12 protein-coding genes are annotated in these 19,576 nt (G+C 68.5%); 5 read left to right on the top strand and 7 right to left on the bottom strand.

Annotated elements, in window-relative coordinates; translation table 11 throughout:
• Window positions 1-37 precede the first annotated feature (37 nt).
• The 6 genes from L2C96_RS17055 to L2C96_RS17030 all read right to left on the bottom strand — a co-directional run bounded on the left by L2C96_RS17055 (window position 38) and on the right by L2C96_RS17030 (window position 11,350).
• Window positions 38-4,321: a LamG-like jellyroll fold domain-containing protein gene (locus L2C96_RS17055; protein WP_237336900.1), complete on the bottom strand. Its 4,284-nt coding sequence runs from the start codon at window positions 4,319-4,321 to the stop codon at window positions 38-40.
• A 1,362-nt stretch (window positions 4,322-5,683) separates the two neighbouring features.
• Window positions 5,684-6,487 (bottom strand): CmcJ/NvfI family oxidoreductase, encoded by an 804-nt coding sequence (locus tag L2C96_RS17050; RefSeq protein WP_237336899.1) that lies wholly within the window; start codon window positions 6,485-6,487, stop codon window positions 5,684-5,686.
• The gene (locus L2C96_RS17045; protein WP_237336898.1) at window positions 6,484-7,488 is read right to left on the bottom strand and encodes an AraC-like ligand-binding domain-containing protein; all 1,005 of its coding nucleotides are present in this window, start codon (window positions 7,486-7,488) and stop codon (window positions 6,484-6,486) included. Before L2C96_RS17045 ends, L2C96_RS17050 begins: the two co-directional genes overlap by 4 nt.
• Before the next feature lie 43 nt (window positions 7,489-7,531).
• Window positions 7,532-8,932 carry an MFS transporter gene (locus L2C96_RS17040; RefSeq protein ID WP_237336897.1) on the bottom strand — a complete coding sequence of 467 codons (1,401 nt, stop codon included), beginning with the start codon at window positions 8,930-8,932 and terminating at the stop codon, window positions 7,532-7,534.
• A 49-nt stretch (window positions 8,933-8,981) separates the two neighbouring features.
• Window positions 8,982-10,448 carry an aldehyde dehydrogenase gene (locus L2C96_RS17035; protein WP_237336896.1) on the bottom strand — a complete coding sequence of 489 codons (1,467 nt, stop codon included), beginning with the start codon at window positions 10,446-10,448 and terminating at the stop codon, window positions 8,982-8,984.
• Window positions 10,449-10,450: 2 nt separating this feature from the next.
• Entirely contained in the window at window positions 10,451-11,350 is a 900-nt protein-coding gene (locus tag L2C96_RS17030; RefSeq protein ID WP_237336895.1) for a nuclear transport factor 2 family protein, read from the bottom strand.
• A 213-nt stretch (window positions 11,351-11,563) separates the two neighbouring features.
• Between L2C96_RS17030 and L2C96_RS17025 the strand changes: the two genes are divergently transcribed.
• Window positions 11,564-12,721, top strand: a complete 1,158-nt coding sequence (locus tag L2C96_RS17025; protein ID WP_237336894.1) for a mandelate racemase/muconate lactonizing enzyme family protein — start codon at window positions 11,564-11,566, stop codon at window positions 12,719-12,721.
• A 23-nt stretch (window positions 12,722-12,744) separates the two neighbouring features.
• Here the strand turns inward: L2C96_RS17025 and L2C96_RS17020 are convergent, their stop codons facing one another.
• A complete protein-coding gene (locus L2C96_RS17020; RefSeq protein ID WP_084022780.1) occupies window positions 12,745-13,782 on the bottom strand; it encodes a LacI family DNA-binding transcriptional regulator in 1,038 nt (345 codons plus the stop codon).
• Window positions 13,783-13,834: 52 nt separating this feature from the next.
• Between L2C96_RS17020 and L2C96_RS17015 the strand changes: the two genes are divergently transcribed.
• From L2C96_RS17015 to L2C96_RS17000, 4 genes are all read left to right on the top strand, one after another.
• Window positions 13,835-14,827, top strand: coding sequence for a cyclase family protein (locus L2C96_RS17015; RefSeq protein ID WP_027935162.1), 993 nt, complete (start codon window positions 13,835-13,837; stop codon window positions 14,825-14,827).
• A 126-nt stretch (window positions 14,828-14,953) separates the two neighbouring features.
• Entirely contained in the window at window positions 14,954-17,638 is a 2,685-nt protein-coding gene (locus L2C96_RS45080; protein WP_237336893.1) for a bifunctional 3-(3-hydroxy-phenyl)propionate/3-hydroxycinnamic acid hydroxylase, read from the top strand.
• Window positions 17,638-18,498 (top strand): dioxygenase family protein, encoded by an 861-nt coding sequence (locus L2C96_RS17005; protein WP_237336892.1) that lies wholly within the window; start codon window positions 17,638-17,640, stop codon window positions 18,496-18,498. Before L2C96_RS45080 ends, L2C96_RS17005 begins: the two co-directional genes overlap by 1 nt.
• Window positions 18,495-19,550, top strand: coding sequence for a maleylacetate reductase (locus L2C96_RS17000; RefSeq protein ID WP_237336891.1), 1,056 nt, complete (start codon window positions 18,495-18,497; stop codon window positions 19,548-19,550). Before L2C96_RS17005 ends, L2C96_RS17000 begins: the two co-directional genes overlap by 4 nt.
• The last annotated feature ends 26 nt before the right edge of the window (window positions 19,551-19,576 follow it).

Below are 19,576 nucleotides of genomic sequence, written 5' to 3'. Positions count from 1 at the left end.
GATGATCGCCCTTGTCTCTCGGGAAGCGGGACGTGGATCAGAGGTGCCTGACACCGGAAAGGCTGCCCGGGTCATCGGTCTTGGCGTCGTACGCGATGTCGCCACCACCGCGCACACCCTGGTAGATCCGCACACCGGCCAGGCCGCCGTACCATCCATCGGAGCTCTGGCCGCTCCACACGCCGCGGCCGAGGAACAGGGTTCCGGTGCTCGCGCGGCTGGTGACTCCGCCTCCGTCTGGGGTGTTGGCGTAGGTGTGCTGCTTCACGCCGTTGACGTAGAGCGCGATGGTGTGGGTGGAGGCGTCGTAGGTCGCGGCGAGGTGGACCCAGGTGTTGTTCGCGGCGTCGGCGTCGCTGATCGCGTACCACGCGCCGGGGCCCGTGGTGGAGTTGCTGACGAGCAGCGTCCACTTCGGGTGCGGGGTGCCGTTGGCGTCGTTCCAGCTGTGGTACCCGAGCAGGATCGGCGAGTACTGGGAATCGTCCACGCCGACCACGGCTCGCCCGTTCGGGTCGACCGCGCCGCCGACGGCGACGTCGTCGGAAGTCCACCGGTGGTAGACCCAGGCTTCGACGGTGTAGGAGCGGTCGGTGCGGAAGCCTGCCGGGCGCCCGGCGTCGACCTGCCCGGTCCATGGTCTCGGGAACTGGGCCGAGCAGGCGTCAGGCGCTTCGGTGAGGCTGACGGGGCCGGATCCGGTTCCGGTGGTCTTGCGGATCGAGTCGAAGTAGCTGAACCCGGCGAGCGATGCGATTTGGTCGTCGGTCAGCGCCTGGCCCCACACCTGGACCCGGTCCACAGATCCCTTGAAGAAGTTGTTGACACCGAGGTAGGCCCCGACGGTGAAGGTGTCGACCGCGCTCCAGGCCGTCGGGACGACGTTCTGCCCTTCGAGCTTGCCGTTGACATACAACCGCACCCGCATGGTCGATTGGTCGAAGACGCCCGTCAGCAGGGTCCACACACCCGCCTGCGGGGCCTGCGAGCCGATCGCCCAGTGGTAGAGGTCGGTGCTGTTGTCGTCGGCGGAGGTCATCCCGAAGACCCAGCGCTTGACGTCGGGCGAGTACCGCAACTGGAAAGCGGCCTCATTGGTTCCGCCCTGGGAAAGGAGTGTGTAGTAGCCGTTGAGGTCGTCGAGTTTCGCCCAGGCCGACACCGTGAACGACTGGGTGGTGTCGACTGGCGGAGCGGCGTTGGCGTAGGCGCCGGTGCCGTCGAAATGGACGGCGCTCCCCTGCTGGCCGGTGGTCCAGGTGTAGCCGTTGTTGAGCGTCATCGCGTTGCCGAACGGGCTGGTGTCGTTCGCGGTGGCGCCGCTGCCTTCATCGAGAGCCCAGCTGCTCTGCAGGGACGGTGCCGTGGTGCCGAGGGCGGTGACGCAGCCCTCTGCGAGGCCGAACTTCGACACGGGCGCGGGAGCGTTGGCGAAGTCGTGTGCCTCCTGCGCGGACAGGACTCGCTGCCACACCTGGACGTCGTCGACCTGGCCTGCGAGGTAGTCGGTGCGGACGCCGTTGAACTTCGCGGCGCCGATCACGAGCCTGCCCGTCGAGGCCCATCCGGCTCCGACCGAGGTGGACTGCTTGACTCCGTCGACGTAGAGGGTGGTGGTGCCGGTGGATGCGTCGTAGGTGCCCACGAGGTGGGTCCAGACGCCGACCGTGGGCGGGCTCGTGGACTTGGCCCGGACCGTGGTGGCGTTGGCCTGGTCGGCGGTGGTCATGCTGAACGCCCAGGCGTTGTCGGCTTTTGAGTACTGCAGGTAAAAGCCGCTGGCCTGGTTGCCGTCCTGCGAGACCACGGTCTGGTAACCGTTGGTGTTGTTGAGCTTCGCCCAGGCGCCGACACTGAAGGATTTCGTCGTGTCCGCCACGGGACCGGTTGTGGTGTCGACGTAGCCACTCGAACCGTCCAGGGTCAGCGCGCCCTTGGTTCCCTCGCTGTAGCCCCCGGTGTCCGGATGGGTCCAGGAGTTGCCGTGGTCGTAGCCGGCGATCCAGTCACCGCCGCCGAGGAGCTCCGCGCCGTGCACGGTCAGCCCGGCGTTGTCGGGCGTGGTGTTGGCGGTGTCGGCCAGCACCCGGCCGCCCATTTCGTCGAGCGGCCACGCGCCGACCAGTCCCACGGCCGGGGTGAACGGGAGGACGTGGAAGGTGCAGGACGGAGCATCGAGGTTCCCGCTGGCGACGCAGGTGGCGTCAGGGCCGGGGGTGCCGGCTTTGTTGACGGCTTTGACCTTGATGTAGTTCTGGTTCCCGTTGACGGCGATTGCGGACAGGTTCGCAGTCGCGATCATCTTTCCGCTCGCGTCGGTGGCCTTCGTCGCCGTGATACTCGGCGACCCTTGCGGTTGTGGTTCGGAACCGTCGGTGGTGTAGATGAAGTGGTCGATGTCGTAGAAGTTGGCTGTGGCCATCCCGACGGAGACACTGAAGTGCGCGGTGTCGCCCTGGTAGGCGGGTGAGGTGCCGGTCATGCTGACTGTCGGCGCCAGCGGCACGGTCGAGTCGACGTAGAACTCGCAGCTGCCCACCCAGGGTGACCACAGCTGGCCGTCGTTGACCTGCATCGACCAGTTGTAGATACCGTCGCCGGTGATCCATCCCGCGGGCACGGCGGCGAACTGCGCGGTCGCCGCCTGGTTCGGGCCCGGGGTGCCCACAGTGACCAGGCTTCCCGCGTTGTCGTGCACGTTGGTGCTGTGCCCTGCAGTGCCGGCCCCCAGCGCGAAACCCGCGAACAATGTTCCGCCATCGGGGTCGGACACCAGGCCGACCAGTTGCGGGGTCTTGGTCTGGATCCACGGCCGATTGGCACCCTGGACGCACTTCAGCGCGCCGTGCTGCATCGTCAGGTTCCAGGGCGTGTTCGGGTAGGAGTTGTAGTTGACCTGCAGGTAAGGGTTGAGCGCGAATCGCCGCCACGCCGACACCGAGTTCTCGGTGCTGCCGATGAGCATGAACGTGACGTTGGGCCAGCGCTGGTTCGCCGACGTCTGTGCCCCCGCGGTCGCGTCGAATTGGGCGATCACGTTCGGCGCGTCGTTGCAGTTCGCAACGTTGCTCGAACCGAGCTTCGAGCCCCAGATCGGCTGGGCGTTCCACGTCGTGTTCCCGTCGATCGCGCCGGCCAGCCACAGGTCGGTCGGGCTGGTTCCCGAGCAGTTGTAGGAATGCAAGACCGTCGCGTTCAACGATGCGGACTTCACGACGGTGCCGGCGAACTGGGCGGCGTTCATCTGGATGTAGGAGCGCGACACACCCGCGGCGTCGTAGTTCTCGTACCCGGCCTTGAGATCGGAGAGATCACCGGCGGTGGCGTTGTAGTTGTGCGCGGCCGGGTAACCGGACTGCACGACGACGTGCGCCTGAATCCCGCACGAAGTGCACCAGTTGTCCGGGTCCAGGGTGACCGGGTACTGCGTCTCCGGATCATCCAGGAACTCCTGGTTCGGCGAGACCTTCACCTGGTCATCGGTCAGCTCGACCTCCATCACGGATTCGTGCCGGCCACCGCCTTCCCCCAGCTGGGCTTCCGCTTCCGATCCCTCACCGGCGGAGTCCCACATGCGCGACGCGTCCCCGTCGAAGAGCACTTTGCCTTCCGGATCCTTGACCACGAAGCCGTCGGTCGCCTCTGTGGAGTCCGTCGGCGTGCCGTGTCCTTCGCCTTCCGCGAGGTCGACCGTGGTGTTCTTGGTGTAGAGCCCGAAGGGGATGGTGGCCAGAGCGGGATTGTCCGCGGCCTCGCGGGTCTTCACCACCACCTTCTGCATGTAGCCTTCCGGCACCGCCTCCACCTGCAAGTCCACGCCGGGCAGCACCTCCGCGTAGGTGGCCGTGTCCCCAGCCAGCGTCGGCACCGGCAGATCGGAGGTCCAGACCAGGCCGACAGAGTGGCCGTCACCATCTCCAGCGGTCACGATCGGCACACCAGACGACCCGGCCCCACCCGGGTTCAGCGCCAGATCGACGGTCGTCGCCTTCGGCCCGACGCTTCCGTCCGCCCGCTTGACCAGTGTCGTGTCGATCGGAGCCCAGGTAGCGCCCTGTTTCACCCGTACCGGATGGGTGTATTCAGTCAGCGTCCAGGACCCATCGGGGTTGGCGACCGTTTCCGAGGTCTCGGTGGTCGCCGACGACACCACCACGGGCTTATCACCCTGCTGCGCCCAGAGCGCCGCGGTCGCCTCATCCGGAGCCGAATCCGGCACCAGGCCCGCGCTCACAGCCGAAGCCGGCGGGACCGCAACCGCGGACGCGACGGCCGTCACCACCGCGATTCCGAGCAGCAACCACCCACGACGTGACTTCACGAAGAGGTCCCCTCATCCCCAAGCGGGTGGTCCCAACCCACCCAGAGCGAAGATCAGACTCACAGATAGTTGACATAAGTAAAATAGTCCGAAAAGGCTAATCAGCACAGCGTGATCAAGACGGTCGCCAATTGCCACTCGTTGAACCGGTCGCTATTTTCCAACAGCCGAGAAAACGGACAACAAGCCATCAACTGCCGACTCTCAAGCACATCTCTGCAACCCCGGATCACAAAGCCCGAAAGATGGCAGAACAAGTGGAGTGTCGGATTCCTCCCAAATGTCGCGACGTCAAGGCGGGGTCGAGTTGCACCATCGCGAAGAGAACAGCGACGAGCTGCGCGGCAGCGCACGGCGAAACATGAACAACAACGCTGAGGCGACGAGCCGCTTTCTTGACTCAGTTCACCGGGCGGTTGCCGGCCACGCCCCTCGTGGCCCTGCGACGCACCGCTGAGTGCCACCCGAAAGCTCCAAAAGAAGGGTTGGGTCCAGCCTTGTCGAGCAGACCAACAGCCACACCGCCCTACGCCTCAACGAGCCGAGGCAAACGAGGAACGCCGGGAATACTCAGCACCTCACCGCGCCCGGCCCCTGATCGAGGTTCCGGCCGCGGCATGGTAGCGGACGAGAGCTACTATCAAGGTTCTTCGATCAGACAACCGCCGGAAATCGAAGGGCCGACCCCTTTACTACAGGTCAAACTTCTCCCCCAGCGTGGTCGGCACAGAGCGCTGACCTGCGAAAACAGAGAATACCCTGCGTAAGGCGGGACAGTTGCGACACGCTCGGGAAGGTTCAGCGAACAATGCGAACATTCGCGGCTCCACTTTCGCTCCGTCCCCACAGCCCATTGCGCGCGTCCCGCTCCGTCGGCGCGACCTGGCATCGACGGCTAGACGAATGACCCCTTCGGCGTGAACTGTGCGGCCGACGCCGCGCCGACTCGCGAAACATGGCTTCCACAAGTCTGCGCGGATCGTTCAGGTCCATTGAGGAGCCGCTCCTGGCCGATCACCGCGCAGGGCGCTGCTCGCGACTTGCACTCGTCATGTGCCGCGGAATCGGACAGCCCGTACGCCTGGCCACGCAGGTTCGAGTCCTCGGCATTACTGCTTTTGGGCTGTGTGCCAAGAGATGGCCGATCTGATCGCGAACTCGCGAACCGTGACTCGATTCGGCATGGGCCGGAAGAATTTCGTCATATGACCTTCCTGTTCGCGTCCGGAAACGTGTCGACGGCCGTGGTCTGCGGCATCCCTCCGCTCGCCGGCACAGGCGGCGTGGCTGCCGGTCCCCCGGGCCCCCCGAGACCAACCGCGCGACGAGCAGACCTTGTCTACGAGCGCAAATCAGCCTCTCTCAACGGAAGAACGCCACGGTGCGTGCCTCCACGCTGGCCCTCGGGGCTGCGTCGGGGCGCGAGGTGGGATCGTCGATCGCGCTGTGCGCCACCGGGAACGGTACCGAGGAGTCGGTGTCCCAGAGGCGGAACAGCAGCGCCTCGTCCGGCTGCATGTCCGGGAAGTAGTACCAGCGCTGGTTCGGGTGGTGCACGAGGTTCAGGCCGATGAACGGCGTCGGCTGGTCCGGTCGTTCGTGGATCGGGACCGGCACGTACTGGTCCAGACCGGTGGTGCGGGCGTCGGCGACAGCGAGAGGAACCCGTTCGACCGGACGGATGCCGCGCCACACGTTGATCTCCGACCAGCGTCCCGCCAGCCACTCGTCGGCCTCGGCGCCCATGGCCCGGCGGATCCAGACCTCGAAGCTCGCGCCGTCGTAGTCGGCGTGCGCCGCGCGCGCCGGTGGGCGTTCGCCCCGCTTCTCGCCGTCCTCGAAGCGCGCCATCGTGTGGAAGACAACGACCTTCACCGCACCGGTCGCCGCCTTGACCAGCTCCTCGAGCTCAGCCGTGTAGACCCGCTCCACCTCCTCGACGTCGGTGAAGTCCTGCACCTTCGTCTGGTGCTCGACCAGAGCGAACCCGTGCACGTCGAGACGGAAGTCCTCGCTGATCGGGCGGGCGTTCGTGATCGTGGTGTCAACGGAGCGGAAGCGGGCTGTGGAAGCAGCGTGCTGGCCGGCGTAGAAGATCCCGGCAGGCTCGGCCGGGTCTGCGTACTGCAGCGGCACCGTCACGGACGAAAGAGCCTGTGTGGTCATAGTTCCTCCTGAAGGTTCGAAGTGTCGGTGCGCGTCCCCTCGGGGAGTGCGCGCAAGGTGGTCGAGGGTGACTCGCCGAAGCGGCGTCGGTAAGCGCCGGCGAAGCGCGGAACGTGGGTGAAGCCCCATCGCAGGGCCACCTCCGTCACCGTCACGCCGGATCCCGGACCGGCGGCGGCGAGCTCGTCGCGGACACGCGCGAGCCGAATGCGCTGAACGTACTCGCGCGGTGAGACGCCGATGTGATCTTGGAAATGGCGTTGCAGCGAGCGAGAGCTCACTCCTGCGTGGCGCGCGAGCCGCTCCAATGACAGGTCGCTGCCGGGCCGGGTCTCGATGAGCTCGACAGCCCGCCGCAGTGGTCCGGGCCGGTGGGCGTAGGCGCGGCTGCCGGCGAGCTGGGCGCTGTAGTTGTGTGGTTGGGCGAGCAGCAGGCCGCTCATCAGAAACGCCGACCAGGGGTTGTCGCCGAGTGTCCAAGCCGCCGCCAGCCCCGTGCCCGTTCCCAGGTCGCCGACCAGCAGAGTCACCGCCCGCGCCCACGTCCCGGCGGCCGGGGCGCGCAGGTCCATCGCGGGGCGGAACACCAACGGCGTCGTGATCGGGCGGTCGAGCAGTTCCTCGAGGCGAGCCTCGAGCGCAGCGCGCTCGATCCGGACGTGGAGCTGCCGGTACTCGGCGCTCAGCCGCATGCTCACCGGCATCGACGGTGAGATGATCCCGGCGGTGTTCCGGTCCACCACGATCTCGTCGGCGCCGCAGGTGATGCGGTTGTGCCCGCCCCACGAGAGGTTGACGTCGTAGTAGTCGATCTGCTCGGTCAGCGTCACCCCGAGCTCGGCCCCGCGATGCTGGCCGTAAACCAGCGAGAGTGGACCCAGCGGGGCAACGGCGACATCGGCGGTCACGGCGCCGCGTCCGCGGTGCGGGGTCAGCCGGTGCGGGGTGAGGACCTGGGACACCGACGTCCGGAACGCGTCGATGTCGGAGGCGCGCAGCACCGAATACCGTTCCAGCAAGGCCGAACTCGACATCCGCCCGGCCTCATGCCTTCGCCGGCTCGCGATCGGCGGCGGTGAGGCCCCGATGCGCGGGCACCGCGCCGATCTCGGCGGCCGAGAGCTGCGGCTTGCCGAGCCGGATCGAGAACACTGTGACGACTTGGGCCACCACGATCAGCCCCGCGACCAACCACGGCGCGCCGTCCAGCTGGATGATCAGGGCCGCAGCGAGAAGCGGGGTCGGCCCCGCGACGAGCGCCTGCTGGAGCTCGCGGGACGAGGTGAAACCCGCGGCGCGCGACTCGGTGCGGAAGAGCACCGGACCGATCACCAGCTGCGCGACGACGCTCGGGGACCAGCAAACCGCCCAGAGGACTGCGCCCGCGATGACGACCAGGGTCATGTTCCGCGTGCCGAGGAGCGCGAAGTACGGGAACGCCAGCAGAATCCCGGCGATCGCGCCGACGAGGAGGACGGTCTTCGCACTCCAGCGGTCGCACGCCTTTCCCCACAGGGGCAGAGCGACGACACCGGCCACGTACATGACGAGCAGTGCCAGGGCCGTTTGGGAGAAGGTGAGCTTGAGCTGGTTGGCCATGTAGCTGATGCCGAAGGCGTTGGCCACGTACCCGATCACGTTGCTGGCGGTCGGCATGAGGAAGGCCGCGAGGTAGTTCCGTGGGCTCGCGGCGAACGCTGCCCTGATCGCGGCGAGCGGGTTCGCCCGGCTGCGAGCGATGCGCCCTTGGGCGCGCGCCTCCTCGACACGTCGGTACTCCGCGGTCTCTTCCATCCCACGGCGAAGGATGAGCGCGAGCACTGTCAGAACCCCGGCGAACAGGAACGGGATGCGCCAGCCCCATGCCACGAACGCGGCCTGGCCGACCACGAGGTTGATCGCGGCGAAGAAGACCAATGACAGGATCGACCCGGCCATGGTGGCGTTGTAGAGGAACGACGTCTGGAAGCCCTTGGTGCGCGGCCGCGCGGACTCGTTCACATAGACCATCGCGGTGCCGAGCTCGGCACCCGTGCCGAACCCCTGGGCGACCCGGCAGAGGACCAGCAGCACCGGTGCCCAGACTCCGATGGACGCGTACGGCGGGATGAACCCGATCGCCGCGGTGGCCACACCGACCAGCACGATGGAGGCCAGCAGGATCGGGCGCCGGCCCCAACGGTCGCTCAAGGCGCCGAGCACGATACCGCCGATCGGCCGCGCGATGAAGCCCGCGGCGAACGCGCCGAAGGTCCCGATCGTCGCGGCACTGCCGGCACTCGGCGGGAAGAACAGTGGGGCGAATACGATCCCGGCGACGTAGGCGTAGAGGCCGTAGTCGTACCACTCGATGAAGGTGCCCGCGCTGCCCGCGATGATCGCACGGGCCGAGCGGCGTGACGTGAGTTCACCCGCTTCACGTGGCGGGTCGGTGGGTGTGGCCATGTCTTCCTGATCTCCTTTGACCAGTCATGGGTGGACGGGATGCCGGCGGTCAGCCGACGACGAACGGATCGCGGACTTCGCCCGCGGTCTCGATCCACACCGCTTTCGTGTGGAGGAACTCGTCAACGGCGTGGCGGCCGTTTTCGCGCCCCCAGCCGCTGGCTCCGCTGCCGCCGAAGGGCACGTTCGGCGCGACCGCGCGGTAGCTGTTGACCCACACGGTGCCGGCGCGCAGCCGGGCGGCGACACGATGGGCCCGCCCGACGTCCGAGGTCCACAGGCCGGCCCCGAGGCTGAATTCGGTGCTGTTGGCGACGGCGATCGCCTCCTCCTCGCTCGCGACGTCCAACACGGCCAGCACCGGCCCGAAGACCTCCTTCTGCGCGATTTCGGCGTCGCGCACCACGTCGGTGAGGATCGTCGGCTCCACAAAGAGTCCACCCAGCTCGGGATCACGCCGGCCGCCCGTGACAACAGAGGCGCCTGCCGCGACCGCACGGTCGATGAACCCCAGGACGGTGTCCAGCTGTCGCTGGTTCGCCAGCGGCCCCATCTCCGTGTCGGGCAGGAGTGGGTCGCCCAGCCGGATGGCCTTTGCCCGATCGACTATCAGTCCGAGCAGCTGCTCGCGGACGTCACGGTGGACCACGAGCCGGGAGCCTGCGATGCAGGTCTGCCCGCCGGCGGCGAAGATGCCGGCGATCACGCCGTTCGCCGCGGCCTCAAGATCGGCGTCCGGCAGGACGACCTGGGCGGACTTGCCGCCCAGCTCCAGCAGGACCGGCGTCAGCCGGGCCCCCGCGCTCGCGGCGATCGCCGCTCCGACCGCCGGCGATCCGGTGAAGGCGATCTTGTCGACGCCCGGGTGGTCGACCAGCGCCCTGCCCAGTTCGGCGCTTTGCCCGGTGATCACGTTCAGCACCCCGGGCGGGAAGCCGGCTTCCTCGAACAGCCGGGCATACTCCAAAGCGGACACCGGCGTCGACTCCGACGGCTTGACGACGAGCGTGCATCCCGCCGCCAGTGCCGGCGCCAGCTTCCAGTGCAGCAGGGCCAGCGGCGAGTTCCACGGGACGATGGCCGCGATCACGCCCGCCGGCTCTGGGCGGGTGTAGACGAAGTAGTTCGGCTTGGCCGACGGGATGGTGTCGCCGTGGAGCTTGTCGGCGAGTCCCGCGAAGTAGCGTAGCCAGGCCGCCAACCCGGCCGCCTGCTGACGGGTCTCCCTGAGGAGCTTTCCGTTGTCCGTGGTTTCGACGACCGCCAGCCGGTCGGCGTCCCGCTCCACGATGTCCGCCAGCCGCCGCATGAGCGCGGCACGGTCGAATCCGGACAGCTGCCCCCACACGCCGTCGAGCGCGGTCCGCGCCGCGCGGACGGCGGCGTCGATGTCCGCCGCGCCGGCGTCCGGCACCCGCGCCCAGGCCCGCCCCGTGTACGGGTTCACCGTCTCATACGTGGCCCCGGACACCGCCGGCCGCCAGGTCCCGCCCAGCGCGAGCTCGTACTCTCGCATGCTCAGCCGGCCAACGGGAGCACGGTCGCCACCAGCAGCGGGTCGTGGTAGACCTGCGCCAGCTGCACCAGACCGTCGCGCACGTTGAACGCGAAGAGGTAGCTCTGCGGGTAGGGCCGGCCGAAAGCGGTGGCGGTGTCCGCCATCCGGCTGCGTGCCCACACCAGGCCCGGGTCCACCGACGGGAACAGCTCGATGTCAACGTGGGCGCAGCCCGCGAAATTCTCGGCGAACCACTCGGCGCGGGCTCTGAGTTCTTCCTGGCCGCGCCAGGCCGCCTTCGCCTGGTTCGGCGGGGCGAACGGGAACTCGAAGAGCGCATCGTCGGCCCACAGCTCGTCCCGGGACTTCGGGTCCGACAGGTCCGCCGTCAGCCAGGCCTCGACGACGCGCGCACTCTCCGCGGCGGCTGTCGCGGCGGCCTGGTCGAATTCCCGTGGGGGGTCATAGGCGACCGGGGTCCAGCCGGGCAAGCCGGGTGGCGCTTGGCGGAGCAGTGCGCGCTCAAGCACCAAGGAGCTGAAGAACTCCCGGTAGACGACCACCTTCCCGTCCCGCAGGACGAGCTGGTGGACGTACCGCTGCGGGTAGGGCGCCCCGTTGAACGTCTTCTCCTCGGAGCACCGGTTGGTCACCCAGAAGACGTTCGGATCGGCACCCTCGAAAATACGGAGGTCGAGCCGGGAGGCGTCACCCCCGGCCCGCCGGACGGCGTTCTCCTCGCTGTTCCGGCGGATCTCGGCGATACCGGCCCAGCGCGTTTCCTCCAGCACGGCGAACGGCAGTTCCTTCACACCGTCGTCGGCCCACTGGTCGAGGTACTGGTCCCGCTTGTTCGTGTCGATGAACGTCTCGACGGCCTCCCGGTTCTTCCGGCGTAGTTCGGCATCGATCGTCGTCATGGCTCGGCCTCCGTCGTGTACTCGCCTGCTGGCTGGAAACCTTACCAGTCGAGGCTCCGATCGGCCAAGCACTGAATCCTGTTCCACATAATCCCTGGTCAGCCGCTGGATGAACGGCCACTTGGGGTCGCCGGAGCGAAGGTTGGAGGACACTTCTCCATGCTGCTATTCTGGTAACGTTCCCAGACATTAGACAGAGGAGTCCGATCAACCATGCCGCTCGATGTTTCGCCGGTCGCGGCGGAAATCCCCACGTTGACGGGACTGACCATCCGCAAGATCGAGACCGTTCCGATCCGCGTTCCGCTGGCCCGGGTCTTCCGCGGCAGCTACTACCAGATGAGCCACCGTTCGACCATCGTCACCCGCGTGTACACGGAGGAAGGGATCGTCGGCGAAGCCTACGCCGGCGACGAGGACGCGGCCCTTCTGGAGATCGACGCGATCATTCACCGCGAGATCGAGCCGCGGCTGATCGGCCAGGACGCGATGGCGGTCGAACGCTGCTGGTCGCTCGCGCGCCCCGCAACCTTCGACATCCTGCGAGACCGGCGGCTCGGCTTGGTCGCGTGCGCGTGCGTGGACAGCGCGATCTGGGACGCCGTGGGCAAACTGGTGGGCCAGCCGCTGTGGCGGCTCTGGGGTGGATACCGCAACGCCGTGCCGATGATCTCGATCGGTGGCTACTACGACAGTCCGCTCAGCATCGAGGACGAGATCGCCGTCCTGAAGGAGCGGGGCTTGGCCGGAATGAAGTTCAAGGTGGGCGGCGCGGACCCGGTCGAGGACGCCGAGCGGTTCCGGCGCGCCCGCGAGGCTGCCGGCCCGGGCTTCATCCTGGCCGCCGACGCCAATCAGGGCTGGACCGTGCAGGACGCGATCACTTTCACCCGCCGGGTCGCCGACCTCGACCTGCACTGGCTGGAGGAACCCTGCCAGTGGCACAACGACCGGCGCGCGATGCGGGACGTCCGGTACGCCACCGGGGTGCGCGTGTGCGCGGGCCAGAGCGAGTACTCGGCCGGCGGTGCCCGCGATCTGATGGTCGCCGGCGCGATCGACGTCTGCAACTTCGACGCGTCGTGGACGGGCGGGCCAACCGAGTGGCGCCGGGTCGCCGGGATGGCGGCTGCCTTCGACGTGCAGATGGCTCACCACGAGGAGCCCCAGCTCTCAAGCCACCTCCTCGCCTCGATCCCGCACGGCCTCTACGCGGAGTGCTTCGATCCGCAGCGGGACCCGATCTGGTGGAACCTGATCGCGAACCGGCCGTCGCTGGTCGACGGCGTCATCACGCTGCCCGACCGGCCCGGACTGGGCTGGGAGCTCGACGAGGACTACATCCGCTTTCACCGCGTCGAGGCCGGGTAGCAGCACGCGGCGGGCGCCGCCCCTCAGGCGCCGGCGGTCTCGCGGACCGGGACGACGCTCGCCCGGGGAACGAACTGCGTGGGGTGGACGGTGGTGACTGGGCCCTCTTCGGGATCCTGGATGCGACGGAGGAGCAGCCCAGCCGCCGTCCGCCCCAGCTGGTGGGTGTCACGCCGCACGACCGCGATGGGTGGATCGTGCATCTCTGTCAAATCGGTCTCGTCGCAGCTGATCAGCGACAGGTCCGCCCCGACCACCACGCGGCGCGACCGCAGTTCGCGCAAGCATCCCTTGAGCAGCTGGTTCCCGCCGACGACGAGGGCGGTCGGCCGCTCCCGCATGTCCAGCAGCCGCGAGGTCGCCGCCTGGCCGTGATCGGCATCGAGCGGGCCCTGGACGATGTTGTAGGTGGGAGGCAGGCCCCGCTCGGCGTACGCCTCCTCCACGCCTTGCCGCCGCATGCGCGCGAATCGCGCGTGCCCGCCCAGGATGCACCCGATCCGCCGGTGTCCGAGATCGAGCAGATGGGCGATGGCCGCACGCATCCCCCCGCGGTGGTCGCACAGCACCGCGCTCGGCATGAGCTGCTCGCCCGAATCGTCGAGCTCCCGGTCGATCAGCACCAACGGCGCCTGGATGGTCCGAAGAGCCGCCAGTACGCCGGCATCGTCCTCCGCGCTGAGCGACAGGAGCAGTCCGTCCACGTGCCGGTCCTGGAAAAGCAGGATGTTCTGCGCCTCGAGTTCGGGATCGTTCATCGAGTTCACGAACAGGAGGGAGTAGCCGGCACGGCGGAGCTCGCTCTCCGCGCCGAGACTGATCTCGGACAACAGTGGATTGGAGATGTCACCGATCACCAGCCCGACCGACATCGTGGGCCCACCACGAAGTCCACGCGCGAAGATGTCCGGCCGGTAGCCGATCTCGTCGACCGCCGCCATGACCCGGTCACGCATTTTCACGCTCACGTCCGGGTGACCCGAAAGAACGCGGGAAACGGAAGAGACACCGACACCTGCGCGTTCCGCGACGTCCTTGAGACCCGGCCTCGTCTGCCCCATGCGCACATCGTACGGGCCGCCTCAGGCGGCCAGACAAACCAGGAGGAAACCCATGACGCGATGGACACAACGCCCGGAAGGCTCGAACTGGGGCGAGTTCGGTGACGACGACCAGCTCGGCCGCCTGAACCTGATCACAGCCGAACGGCGCCTCGCCGCCACCCGGGAGGTTCGGGAAGGGATCGCCTTCCCGCTCAGCCTCCCGCTCGACTTCCCTCGTGGCGAGTATGCCGCTGGGCCGCGCAAGCCACCGGTGCTCAGCAGCACCCCGCTCGGCCACAACCACCGCTTCCTACCCACCGTGCCCGACGTCGTCAGCGACGACCTCGCAGTCCTCCACCTGCAGTACTCGACCCAGTGGGACTCCTTCGCCCACCACGGGGCCGTCTTCGATCTCGACGGCACCGGCGAGCCTGCGATCTGCTACTACAACGGTTACCGGGCGGACATCGACGTGGTCGGCGCCCCGGACGGCTCAGTGCCACCGCACGCCGGCGCGCTCGGCATCGAAACCATCGCCCAGACCGGGGTTCAGGGCCGAGGTGTGCTGATCGACCTGGAACAGGCGGTCGGCCATCAGCGCGTCGCCGTCGGCTACGAGATGCTCATGGAGATCATGGAAGCGCAGGACGTGACCGTCGAGGCCGGTGACATCCTGTGCCTCCACACCGGACTCACCGCGATCATGCTCGACCTCGGCGACGACCTGACACAGGAGACGCTGGACGGCAGCTGTGCCGTACTGGACAGCCAGGACCACCGCCTGCTGCAGTGGATCACCGACTGCGGGCTCTCGGCGATCGTGGCCGACAACGTCGCGGTGGAGCCCTTCAGCCTGAACCCGGCCCCTGGGGCGGAGTCCGTGCTCCCGCTGCACACCCACTGCCTCTTCAAGCAGGGAATACCGCTGGGCGAGATGTGGTATCTGGCGGACCTCGCTCGATGGCTGCGGCAGCACGAGCGGGCCCGCTTCCTGCTGACGGCGCCCCCGCTTCGGCTCCCCGGTGCCGTCGGCTCTCCGGTCAGCGGCGTCGCAACCGTCTAGCCGGGAACTCGCGTCGCGAGGTGGATCGGGCCGGCGCGAAACGGATCGGCACACCCCGGCTTCCGGCCTACCGTCCACGTCGATTCGAAGGAGCGCAACCGCTCCGGGCCGACGGGAGAACTCATCGTGAACCACGACTACGACGTTGCGGTCGTCGGATACGGCCCCTCCGGGCTCGTTCTGGCATCCGCCCTGGGCAAGGCCGGGCATTCGGTGGTGGTGTTCGAGCGCTGGCCCGCGCTGTACGGTCTGCCGCGCCTGACGCACATCGACGGCGAGACCGCGCGCATCGTCCAGGCCGTCGGTGACCTCGACCACGCCCTCCGGGACGCGCTTCCCCTGTCGAGCTACCGGTACCTCAACGGTTCGGGCGAACTGCTCCTCGAACTGGATTGGAGTGGCAGCTCATGCGGTCATCCCGCGCACCTGTCGATCTACCAGCCCGACATCGAGGACGCGATCGACTCCCACGTGCGGGCGTCGGGCCACGTCGAGGTCAACCAGGGCTGGGCGGTGGTCGCTGTCCGGCCCCACGACGACGGCGTCGAACTGGCCGCGCGGCCGTGGACCCAGTCCCGCACCGGTCAGTGGTCGCATGGCGGCGAGGAACGGGGCGTCACCGCGAAATACCTGGTGGGCGCGGATGGCGCCAACAGCTTCGTCCGCGCCTCGCTCGGCATCGAGCGCACCGACAACGGTGTCGACGACCGGTGGCTCAACCTCGACACCGAGCGGCTGCGGCCGCTGCCCGAGCGGTTCATGAGCCTCACCCAGTACTGCGACCCGGTCCGCGGCTCGATGCACATGCCGATCGGAAAGAGCCGGCAACGGTTCGAGCTGGCGGTCCTGCGTGGTGAGGACGCCGCCGAGTTCGAACGCCCCGAATTCGCCTGGACGTGGCTGCGGGAGACCCACGGCCTCGGGCCGGAGGACGTCCGGATCCTGCGCCAGGTGGTGTACACCTTCGAGGGCAGGATCGCCGAGACCTGGCGGCAGGGCCGGGTGTTCCTGATCGGCGACGCGGCGCACACCACCCCGCCCTACATGGGGCAAGGCGCCTGCTCCGGAATGCGAGACGGGCTCACCCTGGGCTGGAAGCTGGACCTCGTCCTAAGCGGCCTCGCCGGCGATGAGCTGCTGGACACCTACGAAGCCGAGCGCCGCCCTCACGCCACCGCGATCACGGAGATCTCCAGCGCGCTGGGGCGCGTGGCGAACACTCACGACCCCGCCGCCGCGGCCGCTCGCGACCAGGCGTTCCGTGACGGCACCGCACCGCCACCGCCGCCGTTCCCGACGCTCGATACCGGAGTCGTCCACCACGGACCGGACGGGCGACCGGCCCCGCTGGCCGGGACCCTGGCTCCCCAGGGAATCGTGAGCAAGGATGGGGTGAAGGGCAGGTTCGACGACGTCGTAGGACGGGGATTCAGCCTGGTCAGCGCGACCGACCCGCGGCCGGTGCTGTCCCCGGCCCACCGGGGCTTCCTCGACCGCCTCGGCGTCGTCATCGCGGTACCCGGCACGGATGTCGACGACGTGGATGGCACCTACGCCGCGTTCCTGCGGGACAACGAGGTGGAGGCGTTCATCGGACGGCCGGACTTCCACCTGTTCTGGGCTGGTGCCCTCGCCGACCTCCCGGCGGCTGTCGACGACCTCCGGACCCGCCTGCACTGGCTCGGCGACGGCCGGACCACCACGGCCGAACTCCCTCCGGCCGAGGTGCTCTGGCGGGCGATGCCGCCGACGCGGATGCTCGACTACGGCATGGACTTCGGCGACGTGCTCGAACTTCAGCGCCTCACCTCCGCCGGAACGGCTTGGGATGCCGCAGCCGAGGGACTTGCCGACCGCCACCTTCGGCGCGCGGCCGACGCCGCCCGGGACGGCTGGACGGTGAGCGCGGACGAGGCGTACCGAGCGGCGGTCGCCTGCCTGGTGTTCGCCCAGATGGCGTTCAACTCCGACAGTGACCGCAAGCGTGCGCTCTACTCCCGGCTGACGGCTACCGTCTCCGCGAGAGCCGCGGCCTTGTCCGCCGCCGAGACGCGGAAGACCGGAGCGTTGCGGCCGCCGCGCTGCCAAGAGGTGGAGATTCCCTTCGCGGACGGCCGGATGTTCGGCTGGCTGCTGCTGCCGCGCGGCCCGGTGCTGGGCACGGTCGTCGTCGTCGGCGGCCAAAGTGGATGGGGCCCGGCGTATCTCCGGCAAGCCGACGCCCTGAACCGCCGCGGTCTCGCGGCGCTTCTGGCCGAGGGGCCGGGGCAGGGCCGGACACGGCTCGAGGGAGGAGTGCTGCTGGACGCCGACGTGCGCGCCGCGTACCGGACCTTCGTCGATCACCTCGTCGAGCGCGAGGACCTCGGCCCCGTCGGCCTGTGGGGCAACAGCAACGGCGGGTTGTATGCCGCCACCACGGCCGCGTCCGACCCGCGCGTCGCGGCGGTGTGCGTCAACGGTGCTCCGGCCCGGCCACGGCTGCTCACCTTCCGCACATACCTCGAGCAGGCTGCCGCAATGCTCGGCACGAGCGACCAGGCTTCGATCCAGGACAACTTCGACCGGATCGCACTACGGTCCGAAGATCGCATCGACTGCCCCGTGCTGGTCCTGCACGGCGGGCAGGACCCCCTCGTCAGCCTCGACGAACAACAGCCGTTCCTCGATGCCGCTACTCATCACGGCGACGTCACCCTGAGGGTGTGGGACGACGGCGAGCACACGATCTACAACCACTCGAGCGAACGCAGCGCCCTCGTCGCGGACTGGTTCGCGGCCAAGCTCGCCGACCGCAAGCGAGGTGCTTGATGGATCTCAACGACGAAACCGTCCTCGGCGCGGTCCTGACCAGCTTCGCCGACACCCCGGACCCACGGCTGAAAGCGATTCTCGAAACGATCACCCGCCACATCCATGCCGCGGTCCGGGAACTGCGGCTCACGAACCGGGAATGGGAACAGGCCATCGAGTTCCTGACCGCGGTCGGGCACAAGACCGACGAGACGCGGCAGGAGTTCGTACTGCTGTCCGACGTTCTCGGCATCTCGATGGTCGTCGAGACGATCAACGGCGGCGACCTGGGCACCGAGTCGACGGTTCTGGGCCCCTTCCACATGGTCGACTCCCCTCTCCGGAAGCTCGGCGACTCCATCGACCTGATCGGGACGGGCACGCCCTGTGTGATCACCGGATCGGTGGCCGACCTCGACGGCAGCCCCCTGGGCGGGGCCACGATCGACGTCTGGCAATGCGACGAGAACGGCTTCTACGACGTCCAGCAGCCCGACAGCCAGCCCGCCGGCAACGGTCGCGGGTTCTTCCACACCGACGAACACGGCGAGTTCTGGTTCCGCACGGTCGTGCCGAGCCACTACCCGATCCCGACCGACGGGCCCGTCGGCGCACTGCTCGCCGCAACCGCCCGGCACCCCTACCGGCCCGCGCACATCCACGTGATCGCCGATGCCGCCGGCCACGAACCGCTGACCACGCACATGTTCGTCGCGAATGGACCCTATGTGGACAGCGACGCGGTCTTCGCGGTTCGTTCGAGTTTGGTCACCGACTTCACCGAGGTGACCGACCCAGCAGAGGCCGAGCGGTTCGGAGTCACCACGCCCTTCCGCCGGGCACGGTTCGACATCCGGCTGAGGCGGGCCGTCACGTGAGCGCTGCGGTCTACGAGACTCTGCCGGCACGCGTCGTCTTCGGCGCGGGCTCAGTCGCCCGGCTGGCCGAAGAGACAAACCACGTCGGCCTGCGCCGAATCCTCGTGCTGTCCACGCCCACTCAGCACGATCTCGCCAGACGTGCGACGGCCATCCTGGGAGACCGCGCCGTCGGCGTCTACGAACGGGCACGGATGCACGTCCCACTGGCTACGGTCATCGACGCCGTCGAGGTCGCCACCGAACTGGGGGCCGACGGCTGCGTCGCCGCCGGCGGCGGCTCGACGATCGGCTTGGCCAAGGCCCTGTCCCTGCGCGCCGGCTTGCCCTACGTCGCGTTGCCGACGACCTACGCGGGATCCGAGATGACCCCGGTCTGGGGAATCACCGAGGACTCCCGCAAACGGACCGGACGGGATCGTTCGGTTCTGCCCCGGGCCGTGATCTACGACCCGGAACTGACGGCGACGGTACCCGCCGCCGTCGCCGCCACCAGTGGACTCAACGCGATCGCCCACGCGGTGGAAGCGCTGTACGCACCGGACAGTTCCCCGCCAGTAGCGGCCATGGCGGAACGCGGAATCCGCGACCTCGCCGAGGCGCTACCAGTTCTCCGTACCGGCGCATCCGACGGTGCCGCACGGGCGACCGCACTGGAGGGCGCGTGGCTGTGCGGAGCCTGCCTCGGCGCGACGACGATGGGCCTCCACCACAAGCTCTGCCACGTGCTCGGCGGCATGCTCGACCTGCCCCACGCCGAGACGCACGCCGTGATGCTGCCGCACGTCGCCGCGTTCAACCTGCCCGCAGCACCACACGCGGCTGCCGCTGTGGCCCGAGCACTCGACGCACCCGTCGCCGTAGCCGCCCTGCACAAGCTGGTCACCGAACTGGGCGCCCCCACCAGCCTCGCTGAGCTCGGGGTCAGCCGGGCTCAGCTCCGCGCAATCGCTGAAGAAACACTGACCGCGCCCTACGCCAACCCCCGCCCGGCCGACCTTCGGGACCTCACCGACCTCCTCGAAGCTGCCTGGTCCGGCACCCCCGCCTGATCGAGAGTGCGGACGAACCACTACCT

Source organism: Amycolatopsis tucumanensis (assembly GCF_021654135.1).
Taxonomy (GTDB): domain Bacteria; phylum Actinomycetota; class Actinomycetes; order Mycobacteriales; family Pseudonocardiaceae; genus Amycolatopsis_E; species Amycolatopsis_E tucumanensis.
This window is presented reverse-complemented; position numbering and strand designations above follow the sequence as displayed.